Origin of the sequence: Klebsiella sp. BIGb0138, assembly GCF_004342285.1 — a bacterium.
Lineage (GTDB): Bacteria > Pseudomonadota > Gammaproteobacteria > Enterobacterales > Enterobacteriaceae > Klebsiella.
In genome coordinates this window covers 1-11,994 of the sequence record NZ_SMCV01000012.1, presented here as the reverse complement: position 1 = coordinate 11,994, position 11,994 = coordinate 1, and the positions used below count along the sequence as shown (strand labels likewise).

At 56.9% G+C, this 11,994-nt stretch carries 9 protein-coding genes; 4 read left to right on the top strand and 5 right to left on the bottom strand.

Annotated elements, in window-relative coordinates; translation table 11 throughout:
• Positions 1-31: 31 nt before the first annotated feature.
• From dbpA to EDF73_RS22150, 3 genes are all read right to left on the bottom strand, one after another.
• Positions 32-1,405: an ATP-dependent RNA helicase DbpA gene (gene dbpA / locus EDF73_RS22170; protein WP_132731211.1), complete on the bottom strand. Its 1,374-nt coding sequence runs from the start codon at positions 1,403-1,405 to the stop codon at positions 32-34.
• Positions 1,406-1,885: 480 nt separating this feature from the next.
• The gene (gene zntB, locus EDF73_RS22155) at positions 1,886-2,869 is read right to left on the bottom strand and encodes a zinc transporter ZntB (protein ID WP_132731208.1); all 984 of its coding nucleotides are present in this window, start codon (positions 2,867-2,869) and stop codon (positions 1,886-1,888) included.
• Positions 2,870-3,077: 208 nt separating this feature from the next.
• On the bottom strand, positions 3,078-3,719 hold the full coding sequence (locus EDF73_RS22150; RefSeq protein WP_132731207.1) for an HD domain-containing protein: 642 nt from the start codon (positions 3,717-3,719) through the stop codon (positions 3,078-3,080).
• 115 nt (positions 3,720-3,834) lie between these two features.
• Here EDF73_RS22150 and EDF73_RS22145 point away from each other — a divergent pair, with 115 nt between their 5' ends.
• The gene (locus EDF73_RS22145; RefSeq protein ID WP_132731206.1) at positions 3,835-4,797 is read left to right on the top strand and encodes a helix-turn-helix domain-containing protein; all 963 of its coding nucleotides are present in this window, start codon (positions 3,835-3,837) and stop codon (positions 4,795-4,797) included.
• A 51-nt stretch (positions 4,798-4,848) separates the two neighbouring features.
• Here EDF73_RS22145 and fhuE read toward each other — a convergent pair whose 3' ends face one another.
• The gene (gene fhuE / locus EDF73_RS22140) at positions 4,849-7,029 is read right to left on the bottom strand and encodes a ferric-rhodotorulic acid/ferric-coprogen receptor FhuE (protein ID WP_132731205.1); all 2,181 of its coding nucleotides are present in this window, start codon (positions 7,027-7,029) and stop codon (positions 4,849-4,851) included.
• A 432-nt stretch (positions 7,030-7,461) separates the two neighbouring features.
• On the opposite strand from fhuE, the gene EDF73_RS22135 reads away from it, so the two are divergent.
• From EDF73_RS22135 to EDF73_RS22125, 3 genes are all read left to right on the top strand, one after another.
• Complete coding sequence (locus EDF73_RS22135; protein ID WP_132731204.1) at positions 7,462-8,547, top strand: YncE family protein; 1,086 nt, start codon at positions 7,462-7,464, stop codon at positions 8,545-8,547.
• A gap of 175 nt (positions 8,548-8,722) precedes the next feature.
• Positions 8,723-9,469 carry a DeoR/GlpR family DNA-binding transcription regulator gene (locus EDF73_RS22130; RefSeq protein ID WP_132731203.1) on the top strand — a complete coding sequence of 249 codons (747 nt, stop codon included), beginning with the start codon at positions 8,723-8,725 and terminating at the stop codon, positions 9,467-9,469.
• Between the two features lie 13 nt (positions 9,470-9,482).
• The gene (locus EDF73_RS22125) at positions 9,483-10,565 is read left to right on the top strand and encodes an oxidoreductase (protein ID WP_132731202.1); all 1,083 of its coding nucleotides are present in this window, start codon (positions 9,483-9,485) and stop codon (positions 10,563-10,565) included.
• Between the two features lie 508 nt (positions 10,566-11,073).
• Here the strand turns inward: EDF73_RS22125 and EDF73_RS22120 are convergent.
• On the bottom strand, positions 11,074-11,757 hold the full coding sequence (locus EDF73_RS22120; RefSeq protein ID WP_132731201.1) for a hypothetical protein: 684 nt from the start codon (positions 11,755-11,757) through the stop codon (positions 11,074-11,076).
• Between the last annotated feature and the right edge of the window lie 237 nt (positions 11,758-11,994).

The window sequence follows — 11,994 nt, the reverse complement described above, 5'->3', positions numbered from 1 at the left end:
CGGAGCGCGCTCCGGGACGCCTTTTAAGGCTCTATTTCAGCAGGCGGACGCGGCAATTTTTGCCTTTGATTTTACCGTTCTGTAACTGCTTATAGGCTTTCTGCGCTACGCCCTGACGTATAGCGACATAGACGTGGGCCGGATGGACGTTAATCTTGCCGATGTCCGCGCCGTCAAAACCCATATCGCCGGTCAGGGCACCAAGCACATCGCCGGCGCGCATTTTAGCCTTCTTGCCGCCATCGATGCACAGCGTCGCCATTTCCGCGTGAAGCGGCGTGATGGCGCCGTTTGCCGGCGCCGCCATCCAGTTCAGCTTCAGCTGCAGCATTTCCGCAAGAATATTGGCGCGCTGCGCCTCTTCCGGCGCGCACAGGCTAATAGCCAGACCGCTCTCCCCGGCGCGGGCGGTACGTCCGATACGATGCACGTGAACTTCCGGATCCCACGCCAGCTCATAGTTAACCACCAGCTCCAGCGATTTAATATCCAGACCGCGCGCGGCAACGTCGGTTGCCACCAGAACGCGCGAGCTGCCGTTGGCAAAACGCACCAGCGTCTGATCGCGATCGCGTTGTTCAAGATCGCCATGCAGCGACAGCGCGCTCTGCCCTGAAGCGTTCAGCGAATCGCACACCGCCTGGCAATCTTTTTTGGTGTTACAGAACACCACGCAGGAGGCCGGCTGATGCTGGCTGAGCAATTTTTGCAGCAGCGGGATCTTCCCGCGCTGAGAGGTTTCGAAGAACTGCTGCTCAATCGCCGGCAGCGCATCTACGGCATCGATTTCAATCGTCTGCGGGTCATTCTGCACCCGCCCGCTGATTGCGGCGATGGCTTCCGGCCAGGTGGCGGAAAACAGCAGCGTCTGACGACTGGACGGGGCAAAGCGGATCACCTCATCAATGGCCTCGCTGAAGCCCATATCCAGCATCCGGTCGGCCTCGTCCATCACCAGCGTCTGCAGGGCATCTAACGACACGGTGCCTTTCTGCAGGTGATCGAGCAAACGGCCCGGCGTGGCGACAATAATATGCGGCGCATGCTGCAGCGAATCACGCTGAGCGCCGAATGGCTGCCCGCCGCACAGCGTCAGAATTTTTGTGTTCGGCAAAAAACGCGCCAGGCGACGCAGTTCGCCAGCAACCTGATCCGCCAGCTCACGGGTCGGGCACAGTACCAGGGATTGCGTCTGGAACAGGGTCGCATCAATCTGCTGAAGCAACCCCAGGCCAAACGCCGCCGTTTTACCGCTGCCGGTTTTTGCCTGCACGCGCACATCCTTACCGGCCAGAATGGCGGGCAAGGCGGCTGCCTGGACAGGGGTCATCGTGAGATAACCCAGCTCATTCAGGTTAGCGAGCTGGGCGGCGGGCAAAACGTTCAGGGTTGAAAAAGCGGTCACAATTTTTTCTCGAATTAAAGGGCGCACGGTTGGCAGGCGCGTATCCTCGCAGATCTGCGCCTCTGATGCGACAATTTAATCGGTTCATCATCCGCCGGCGGGTCCGGCAACGGGTGTGGGCGCGGACGCGGATCGGGCACCGGCGTCGGCTCGTTAGGTTCAGGTGAGATGGGTATTGACGTTAAGGGCTGATATCGCATGTTGACTCTCCCGGTTATGAGCGGGTGCATCTGTTAAGCGTAGAAGCTGGCGAGCAGAGAGCAAAAAAAAGCCGACTTAATCAAGTCGGCGTCGTACGAATCAATTGTGCTATGCAGTAATTCAAAAAAAGGAAGTAAGACAATATGGAGCGCAACGCCCATCGCTTGACGTTGCATTCACCTGCGAGAGAGATATTGCCCCGAACGGGGAGAGGGTTTATTGATTTCGCTCAAACATTGCCGGATTTTCCCCATCCGAACGCCGATAAAAGGCGATTATTTACAGCCATTTACTACGGTGTAACCACCATGCAACACCACCAATGAGAACAACTAACATTATGCAAAAGATGGAAAAACCTAAATGCCACGCATTGCCGGGAATGCCGCCAAGGTTGACGCCAAACAGGCCGGTTAAAAAGGTGCTGGGCAGAAAAACCATCGCCATCAGGGACATAGTATAGGTTCGCCGCGATAGCCCCTCCTGCATAATCTGCGCGATTTCATCGCTCATGATCGCCGTGCGGGAAATACAGCTATCAATCTCATCGAGGCCGCGCCCCAGCCGGTCGGCAATATCCTGCATGCGCCGACGATGATCGTCATTCATCCACGGCAGGCGTTCACTGGCCAGGCGCGAGTACACATCGCGCTGCGGGGACATATAGCGACGCATCACAATCAGCTGTTTACGCAGCAGCGCCAGGAAACCGCGCGGCGGCACCTGCTGATCCAGCAAATTGTCTTCGAGGTCGATAATCCGGTCGTGTAGCTGCTCGATAAATTCGCTGGCGTGATCGGTCAGCGCATCGCAGATATCCACCAGCCAGCCGCCGCAGTCCGTCGGCCCGGTGCCTTCCCGCAGATCGCCGAGGACATCGTCCAGCGCCAGCACCCGCCGCTGCCGGGTGGAGACAATTAAACGCGCATCCATATACAGGCGCATGGCCACCAGCTGATCCGGGCGTTCATCGGTACTGCCGTTGATACAGCGCAACGTAATTAACGTCCCGTCGCCGATGCGCGTCACCCGCGGCCGGGTACTCTCCCCCGCTAAGGCATCGCGCACGCTATTGGGCAACAGCGGCGTCGATGCCAGCCATTCGGCGCTATCGGCATGGGTGTAGTTCAGATGCAACCAGCAAGGGTGATCCTTATCGATAGTGTCGCTGTCGGTCAGCGGCTTCACGCCGCCCTGCCCGTCGAATTGCCATGCAAAAACGGCATCCGCTACGTTCAATTCCGCTCCCTTAATGGCGTCCACCCAACCTCCGTCAATGAATGCTAATTTTCGTAGTCTAGCCTGCCACATCGGTTAATCAAGAGTTAAAGCAAGCAGGGTGCTGAATTCGCTGATGAAAAGCGGCGGCAGAAAAAAGAACCCGCCCGCCGGGCAGGATGAGATCGGCGCGGAGTATGCGCTAGCCGCCTCCGGCGATGGTGATTACAGCGATCGCCGGAGGCGTTTTACCTCAGCCCTGCCAGCGCGACGCGCGAATAATGTGACAGAAGTTGAGCGGCGTAAATGCCGGAGCCTTGTCGCGCAAGACGTCGGCTTTGACATTGCCGAAGGTAGTGGCCGGTTTATGTTTGATGCCGTCATAGAAGGCCTGGATTATCGCCTCCTTAAACTGCGGCGGGCGCGGATGCTGCCCGACGACGGCGGTACGCTCCTCCTCGCTAAAGGCGTCGTAGCCCATTCCCAGCACGTCCATCTCCACGCCGGCGGTCACCAGCGCAATTTCCGCCGCCATAAACTGCGGAATGCCCGGCGTAGTATGCAGGGCAATGGCCGTCCATACCTTATCGATATCGTTTTGATTCACGCCATAACCCTGCATAAATTCGCGGGCGGCGTTGGCCCCATCCACCTCGAAGCGCCGATCGCAGCTGCAGTGTTCGTGGGTCAAGCCGATATCATGAAACATACAGCCGACGTACAATAATTCATGGTCAACCTTAATCGCCTGCTGCCGGGCGGCAAGCGCGGCCCAGTAATAAACCCGGCTGGAATGGTGGAAAAGCAGATCCGATTCGCTATCGCGAATAAACGCCGTGGTATCGCGCGCCATCTGGCTGTCCGGAATGGTGATGCCCTGTACGGTAAAAGTCATCTGATGTCTCCTCAGGTGGGTGTAAGCGCTATTGTGGTAGAGACAACGTCTGTCTTAAATGGTATTAAACAGACGATATCGGACATTACGTCAAATCGGGACCTGGAGAGAATAAATGCAGCACCACATTGTGATTCTGGCGGTTCCCGGCGTACAGCTGCTGGATGTCGCCGGGCCGCTGGATGCCTTCGCCGAAGCCAACCGTCTGCTGTGCCGCCCGGTTTATCGCCCGCAGATCCTCGCGCTGTACGGTGAGACCGTGAGCGCCTCCTCGGGCGTGACCCTGGCCGCCGACGCCCGGCTGGGAGAGAGCCCGCCCCCCGACAATATGACCTTCCTGATCGCCGGCGCCCCCGACATCGGGCAGCAGCGGCTAACCGTACGGCAAATCGCCTCCGTCACCCAGCTCTGTGGCGCCAGCTGGCGTTACGGCTCGGTCTGCACCGGCGCCCTGCTGCTGGCACAAACCGGGCTGCTGGAAAAGCGTCGGGTCACCACCCACTGGTCCGTTGCCGACGCTCTTGCCGCGGCGAATCCCGGCATCCAGGTCGATGCCGATGCGCTGTACGTCGCGGATGGCCCGGTGCGCACGGCGGCGGGCGTCACCTCCGGGATGGATCTGGCGCTGCGCTTTATCGAAGAGGATCTGGGGCGGGAGGTAGCCCTTGACGTGGCGGCTAATCTGGTGATGTTTTTCCGCCGCCCCGTGGGCCAGGGGCATTACATCCGCAAGCGCCAGGCGTCGCTCAACGGTAGAAGCGCACTGCAGGATCTCCAGCGCTGGACGCTCACTCATCTGGAACAGGTCGGCGGAATCAAAACGATGGCGGAGCATATCAACCTTAGCACCCGCCATCTTAACCGGCTGTTTCATCAGGAGATGGGCATGAGTACCGGCGAATGGCTGGAAGGGGTAAGAATGGCGCGGGCGCGGGAACTGCTGAGCGCTCAGGTGCCGCTTAAGACGGTGGCTTTCCGCTGCGGTTATCGCAGCAGCGACGTCCTGCGCCGGGCCTTTATTAAAGTCACCGGCTTAACGCCGACGGTGTATCGCAAAATCTATGGCGCCGGGCAATAGATAGCACTATTTCGTCGGTTCCCCCGCGATACGCCAGGGGAACCGTACGCATCAGAAGGTGTAACTCATGCTCACCGAGACGTTGCGCGGTTCGCCGTACACCGCCGAATCATCAAGGTAGGAGTAATATTCGCGGTCAAACAGGTTGGTGACGTTTGCCTGCACCGCCAGCTGCTTCGTCACCTGATATTGCGCAAACAGGTCCACCAGCGGGTAGCTGCCCTGGTACAGACGTTGCGTGTCGCCATCCGGCCCGCTGACGTCCTGATACACCCGGTTTTGCCAGGTTGCGCCGCCGCCGACGGTCAGCTCTGGTAATACCGGTAGTCGGTAGCGTGTGAAGAGCTTCAACTGCGTCTGCGGCGCAAAGCTGTTGTACCGCCCGCCGCTGTCGGTGGCGACATAGCGGGTGGCGCTAAAGGTCAGCTGCATATTGTCGGTCACCGCGCCATTGACTTCAAACTCCGCCCCCTTACTGACCGCCCCTTTCGTGGCGCGATAGGCCTGCTCACTGGAGCCATTGACAAACTCGCCGCTGACGGCTTCCGCCGCATTCTCCTGCTCAATACGGAAGATAGCGAGGTTGCTTGTCAGGCGGCCTTCCATCCAGTCCGCTTTCAGCCCGGTCTCATAGTTTTTCCCGGTCACCGGCGCCAGCCAGCCGCCGCCCGCCGAGCGTTTGGTTTGCGGCGAGAAGATGGAGGTGTAGCTGGCATAGCCTGACAAACTCTCGGTGATGTCATAGACCAGCCCGCCATACGGCGTGATGTTGTATTTGCGCATCTCGCCGCTGCTGCCGCTGGTACTGTACTGCGTGTAGCGCGCGCCAATAATCAGCGACAGCGGGTCGGCCAGCGACAAGCGCGCGGCGGTATAGGCGGATTTCTGCCGCACAATATCATCCGCGTTCAGATACCAGTCGCCCCATTCCGGTTCCGCGACGCGCCCGTTCCAGCGGTTGTCAAAGATCCCCAGCTGGTCGCTATCCATCGGGCCATCCTGACTGTGGCTCGCGTTATGCTGGCGGCTATAGCTGGCGCCGGCCATCAGCTGGTGCTGCCGCCCAAGCAGGTCAAACGGCCCGCTGGCATACGCATCATACGAGTCGAGGGTCCGTTCACCCCAATCTTTACTCCCCCAACCGGTGGCCCCTTCTCCGCTATTCGCATCCGGATTACCCATGATATATAGCAGCGTATCGTTCAGGGTCTGCTCGCCGTGCGTGCCGTTCAGGCGCAACGACCAGCCGTTGTCCCACTCATGGGTCAGATTTGCGAATATTTTGCGCGACTCAATCGCATAATGCGTCCAGTCGGCGGAGGTGCTGGTGCTGCGCTGGTAATGGGTCCGCGAGCCGTCGCTATACAGACTCGGCAGCCCGCCCCATGTCGGATTGCCGGTAGTGGACTTTTGATAGTCCCAGCCGAGGGAAACCGTTGTCCGATCGCTGAGATCGGCATCGACCACGCCATACAAAAACTTCCTGATTTTGTGGTATCGGTCGAGCCAGCTATCCTGGTCCTGATAGCCGGCGATCGCCCGTCCGCGTACGCTGCCGTCGCCGTTCAGCGGCCCCGAGATATCGCCCACATAGCGCTGTTTGTTCCAGCTCCCGTAGCTGGCGCTGATATTCCCGGTTAAGGTTTTGCTGTCCGCTTTTTTACGCACCATATTCACCGTCGCACCGGGGTCGCCTGCGCCGGTCATCAAACCGGTCGCGCCGCGCACCACTTCGATACGATCGTATATCGCCGTGTCTTCCGCCGCGTCGCCGTAGTTCCAGGCGTCGCCCATCGAGGTGGGAATATCGTCGTAGGAGAAACTGGTGATTTCGAATCCGCGGGAAAAGTACTGCGAACGTTCGCTATCAATCTGCTGTGCGGAAACACCGGTCGCGTTGGCCAGGACCCGATCGACGGTCTGGAGATCCTGATCCTTCATCCGCTGCCCGGTCACCACACTGACCGACTGCGGAATATCCCGCGGGGCCAGCAGCATTTTGGTTCCCGCGCGGGTGGTTTTGACCGCGTAATCCTGCGCTTCATCGGCACGCTTTCCCGCGTCGCCATAGACCACCATCTCTTGCCGGGAATCGGTATCCTTACTCTCCTCGGCCGCCCGCGCAGGCTGGGCCAGGATGTGAACCGCCAGCGCCAGTAGCGAAACGGTAAACGGTATTTTTACGCTCGTTGCGGCTAGCTGCCCGCACCTTCCCCTGCCATTGAGAAACATATCTTTTCCATCAGGAATAATAATTGTGGGTGTCGCCGCTTCGCCCGCAGCGCAGATGAAATAACGCTCTGTTCCATGAGCCTTCGCGTCGCAAAAACGGGAAACGGCAGCCAATGAGAATGTTAATGATAATTATTTGCCTTATTGTGCGCAGTCTGTTTTGTAAGTTATATGTAAGTAAATGTATATATTCAGTAAATCAATACGTTGAGCGCACATCCCGCTAACAGACGGCCGGGAGGAGAGTGAAAAGCCCACCCCAGACGCCAATTTATGCCGGTGGAATCGGCGGAATCCCCTCTCGCGCCATCTCAGACCGGCGCACCACGTTTGCGCAATCCGGACAAATGATTATTATTCTCATTCTTGTTTTGCCTTTTCCCGGGCAGCGCTGACCTGCCGGGAAGCATTTATCCAATGATGGAGTCGAGAATGAAAGTGTTGCTCACCCCGCGTAAAACGGCGCTTGTTGCTGCGTTTGCCGCGGCATTGGCCCTGACGGGTTTCCAGGCTTCGGCGGCGAATCCCCCGGCCGCGCAGGCCGCCACTGCGCAGAACACCGCCTCCGTGACGCAACGCGTCCTTGGTGATGGCTTATATGAAATGGCCTATCTACCCGCGGAAGGCGCGCTGTATGTCGCCAGCGCCCAGGGATTCAAAGCGGTCAACGGCGGAATGATCTACCGGCTGGATCCCGCCACCCTGGCGACTAAAGCGGAAACGCACACGGATTTAAAAAACTTCGGTATGGCCGTGGATGATGACGGGAAGGTGTTTTACACCACCAACTCGCTGGACGGCGGCGTTTCGAAAGTCGATGCGCACAGCGGCAAAGTCCTGCAGCGGGTGCTGTTTACAGGCACCGACAAAGATGGCGACCCTATTGGCGCGCGTGAGGTCCTGTTCCACAATAATCAGCTGTTTATCGGCCGTGTCGCCGACCCTGGTTTTATTACCGTGGTCGATGCGAAGACGATGACGCTGAAAACCCACATCGAGAACGCCGGGAAATGGGTCACCGGGCTGATCTACTCTCCTCTGACCCAGCGGATCTATGCGGCTAACGGTAGCGGCGAAATCCTGGTGATTAATCCGACGACCTACCGCATCGAACAACGCTGGACGCCGGGTGATGGCCAGTCATATCTGTTCCTTAACCTGGCGGAAGATCCGGCCACCGGGCGGCTGTTTGTCACCGATGATTCCCAGGCCAAAACGACGTTAGTCTTTGATGAACGTAGCGGTAAAGTGATCAAACGGCTTGCCGGCGATGCGCTGGGGATTAAATTCAACGCTAAACGCAATGAAATTTACATCAGCCAGCGTGAATCGAGGAAGGTACTGCAACTGGACGCCGGCAGCTATGCCGTCAAGCACAGCTGGTCGTTCGCCAGCCATCCGAACAGCCTGCAGTTGTCCCCTGACGGTGAGACGCTTTTTGTCACCCTCAAGCAGGATTTTAACGAAGACAACTCCACCAAAGGCCCGGATAGCGTGGCCCGCATCACGCTGAACTAATCTCTTCTCTGCGCGCGGAGAGGGAAACCTCTCCCACTCTGGTCATTTTTCCAGCGTGACCTTCAGCTACCGTTCCCTCTTCCGTTGTGCCCGATACTGCCGGCAGCAGGGATTCCTTTTGCCGCAATTTGCTGTATTATGCGATTTATTGCAGCATTTTGCGGAGTTACATTCGATGCATAAAACCGCGAGGCAGAAGTACCTGCTCGATCTCATCAGCGAAAATGGCCAGGTCAGTATCAGCGAGCTGGTGGAAAAGCTGCAGGTTTCCGCCGATACCATTCGTCGGGATCTGACCGATCTGGAAAAACAGGGCCTGGCGCAGAAGAACCACGGCGGCGCGATCGCCCTTAACCTTTCCGCCATGAATCGCCAGAGCAGAAACGTTCTGCTGCCGCAGACCAAACAGCGCTTAGGCCAGCTGGTGGCCGGCAAAATTCCCGGCGGGTCGACGCTGTTTTTAGACGCCGGCAGCACCGTGCTGGCCGTCGCCAGGCAGATAACAGGACCGATGACGGTCATCACCCCCTCTCTGGACATCGCGCAGCACTTCAGCGCCCGGGCGGATATCCAGCTGATTGTGCTGGGGGGGACATGGGATATGCAGCAGCGTCTGTTTGCCGGCAGCGCCACGCTGGCCCTGCTGGCACGCTATCGCGCCGATATCGCCATCCTCGGCGCCTGCGCCATTCATGCGCAACTCGGTTTAAGCGCCAGCCAGGAGGCCGATGCCGAAACCAAGCGCGCCATGCTGGCGGCCAGCACCGAACGCTGGCTGGTCGCCGATCATATGAAATTAAACCATTGCGAGCCGCATCTGGTGGCCGGGTTAGCCGAAATCGATCGGCTGTTTTTAGACCGCCCCTGGGAAGAGCTCGGGGAAAATAGTGCACTGCAGGTCAATATTGTTGACGCTCAATAACGTGGAGAGGGTAATGAACAAAGTAATCGCGGGTGATGGTAAGAACATCAATATTGCGCTGATCGGTTATGGTTTCGTTGGCAAAACATTCCATGCGCCGCTCATCCGCTCGGTTGAAGGACTGAAGCTGGCGGTGGTCGCCTCCGGCGACGAAGAGAAGGTGAAGCGTGATATTGCGGATGTCACGGTTATCGCTTCGCCAGAAGCGGCGATTCAGCATCCGGATATCGATCTGGTGGTGATCGCCTCCCCGAACGCCACCCATGCGCCGTTAGCCAAACTGGCCCTGAACGCCGGGAAACACGTGGTGGTCGATAAGCCGTTTACGCTGGATATGCAGGAAGCCCGCGAGCTGATTGCGCTGGCGGAAGAGAAACAGCTGCTGCTCTCCGTATTCCACAATCGCCGCTGGGACAGCGATTTCCTCGGGATTAAACAGGCTATTGACCAGGGGCTTATCGGTAATGTTAAGCACTTTGAGTCGCATTTTGATCGTTTCCGCCCGGAGGTTCGCGTCCGCTGGAGAGAACAAAATGTCCCGGGCAGCGGATTATGGTTTGATTTAGGGCCGCACCTGATTGACCAGGCGCTACAGCTGTTCGGCCTGCCGCAATCGGTGCAGGGCAATATTGCTACCCTGCGCCAGGGCGCGGAAATCAATGACTGGGCGCACGTGGTCTTAAACTACCCGCAGCATAAGGTGATTCTGCATTGCAGTATGCTGGTGGCCGGCGGCGTATCGCGCTTTACGGTCCACGGGGACAAAGGTAGCGTGGTGAAACAGAAAGCCGACCAGCAGGAAAGTCAGCTGCTGGCGGGGGTGATCCCCGGTAGCGATAGCTGGGGTCATGACGACGATAGCCTCGTGGTGTTTGATGCCAGCTCACAGCCGCGGGCAATCCCCGCCCCGCCGGGCGACCAGCGGCAGTACTATATTAACGTGCGCGATGCGTTAACCGGCAAAATTGATAACCCGGTATCACCGTTACAAGCGCTGGCCGTGATGGCGGTATTAGAAGCGGCGGTACAGTCTGCGCAATCCGGCACCCGGCAAACCTTAGCGTTAACCGCGGATGAGCTGGCGGCATTGCAATAATTCTCCCCGGCGCATGATCTGCGGTTTTCCGCAGGTCATGCGCCGCCGGCCGGCATGCAATATCCCGCGGCAGAGTGTCGTTTTCGAGTAAATGCCTATCCATGTTCTTAGCGGGCGGCCTCTCACCTAAGCCGGCGCTGCATTTTCTGGGCGTGGTGACTTCGCTGGCATGGTAGGGAAAAGCGCGACAATTTAATATTATTACCTGAAATACAATAGGTCAGAACCATATTATTTCCCTCACTCCCCGGCGAGAACATTCTCTTTTTCGGCATACGCCTGCTTCCCTTTCCTTGACGATAATTGAACCATTATGGAAATTGTGCCCGGCGACAATCCCGGCGAAAGCAATATCGTCATTACGCGCAAGCAGGCGAAAATGTGGCGCCTGGGGCTGTCGCTGAGCAAGAAGTGGACTTAAATTCATTCGGCTTTGATGGCGTTTACGCCAGTGCACGCAGTGGAGGACATACAGTATTATTTTTGGTATGTAATCACATCGCCGTAGTTAAATCTTTAATGGATAACATTTTGTCCAGTTGTAATTGATCTTCGCTAATGTCAGTTCTCCGGTAACATCTCCGAAATTAATGGCCTGACGTTCACTAAAAAATTGCCGCAAGGTTACGGGTAAAAAAGCAGCGCTGTAGCGCAGAAGCGTGCTGTGCCAGAAGGGGGCTGGTAAAGGGCTGCCGGTATGGCGCATCAGCAACTCATTTTTCCAGTGAGAATTCAGAACCTTTTCGCAAAATGACTGACGCATGTCTATCGCAGGACTCTCAGGGATCCCGGCAAGCAACAACTGACTGGGCAACGCAACTAACCGGAGATCCCTGATAACAATTTTTTTCCCATGAAATCCAGTCCAGATATTTGTCAATTGATCCACTTTCGCTGGCAATAGCTCGTTCACTTTATACCGCGGCAGAGTCAGGGGTAAGAAAGTAAAATGGAAACCTTGGGTTGGCAGAGTATCGGCCAGTGGATCATCCTTTGTGAGTCGTTTCAATTCACCAATAAGACGTGAGACACAAACGGGTACAGGAGGCTGTATGCCTGCGGCAAGAGCGAGTTTTAGCGGATCGTAGTAGTTTTCTTCTCTGATCTCCCCGATGCCTGCATTTTTCGCCCATATTGCGATGGTGTCCTCGTTTGCAGAAAGATACATGTTTTGCAGACTTACTGATTTCATGACTGACCTTATGGCATAAGTGTGAACACAGAGGATTGATTATTCATCGTATTTCTGTCAGACATTTTAGACTATGCAATTAATTGTTAAGTATCATCTGGGCTTAAGAAGTGAGATGCCTACCTGATAAGGAATATTCAGGTAGATTAGCCCCATAGATCACCAGACACTTCGCCTCTCTTAAAATAAGAGGTAGTCTTGGAACTATGTTTAACACCAGTCAGAATAATAAGATGG

Coding starts and splice junctions, on each gene's coding strand:
- EDF73_RS22145 (WP_132731206.1), top strand. CDS start 3,835: ATGCAGCACCACATTGTGATTCTGGCGGTTCCCGGCGTACAGCTGCTG.
- EDF73_RS22130 (WP_132731203.1), top strand. CDS start 8,723: ATGCATAAAACCGCGAGGCAGAAGTACCTGCTCGATCTCATCAGCGAA.
- fhuE (WP_132731205.1), bottom strand. CDS start 7,029: ATGTTTCTCAATGGCAGGGGAAGGTGCGGGCAGCTAGCCGCAACGAGC.
- EDF73_RS22135 (WP_132731204.1), top strand. CDS start 7,462: ATGAAAGTGTTGCTCACCCCGCGTAAAACGGCGCTTGTTGCTGCGTTT.
- EDF73_RS22120 (WP_132731201.1), bottom strand. CDS start 11,757: ATGAAATCAGTAAGTCTGCAAAACATGTATCTTTCTGCAAACGAGGAC.
- EDF73_RS22125 (WP_132731202.1), top strand. CDS start 9,483: ATGAACAAAGTAATCGCGGGTGATGGTAAGAACATCAATATTGCGCTG.
- EDF73_RS22150 (WP_132731207.1), bottom strand. CDS start 3,719: ATGACTTTTACCGTACAGGGCATCACCATTCCGGACAGCCAGATGGCG.